This window comes from Bacillus sp. 05T22 (assembly GCF_056396765.1).
On the sequence record NZ_JBFTMC010000295.1, the window covers coordinates 1 to 437 of the forward strand.

Annotated in this window: 4 tRNA genes; all 4 read right to left on the reverse strand. The window is 55.4% G+C overall.

The window, feature by feature from the left end:
- Positions 1-4: 4 nt before the first annotated feature.
- Positions 5-80 (reverse strand) — tRNA-Asp (locus AC1DIT_RS28535).
- 3 nt (positions 81-83) lie between these two features.
- A tRNA-Met gene (locus tag AC1DIT_RS28540) sits at positions 84-160 on the reverse strand.
- A gap of 23 nt (positions 161-183) precedes the next feature.
- Positions 184-276 (reverse strand) — tRNA-Ser (locus AC1DIT_RS28545).
- Positions 277-291: 15 nt separating this feature from the next.
- Positions 292-364, reverse strand: a tRNA-Ala gene (locus tag AC1DIT_RS28550).
- Positions 365-437 lie beyond the last annotated feature (73 nt).

The window sequence follows — 437 nt, forward strand, 5'->3', positions numbered from 1 at the left end:
TAAATGGCGGTCCCGACCGGGGTCGAACCGGCGATCTCCTGCGTGACAGGCAGGCATGTTAACCACTACACCACGGGACCATTTGGTTGCGGGGACAGGATTTGAACCTGCGACCTTCGGGTTATGAGCCCGACGAGCTACCGAACTGCTCCACCCCGCGACGATATTATATTATTAAAAAAATGGAGGAGGTAGAGGGATTCGAACCCCCGCGCGACTCTCGCCGCCTGTCGGTTTTCAAGACCGATCCCTTCAGCCAGACTTGGGTATACCTCCAATAAATAACTAAAGTGGAGCCTAGCGGGATCGAACCGCTGACCTCCTGCGTGCAAGGCAGGCGCTCTCCCAGCTGAGCTAAGGCCCCATGTTTTAAAAATATCGGGAAGACAGGATTTGAACCTGCGACCCCCTGGTCCCAAACCAGGTGCTCTACCAAG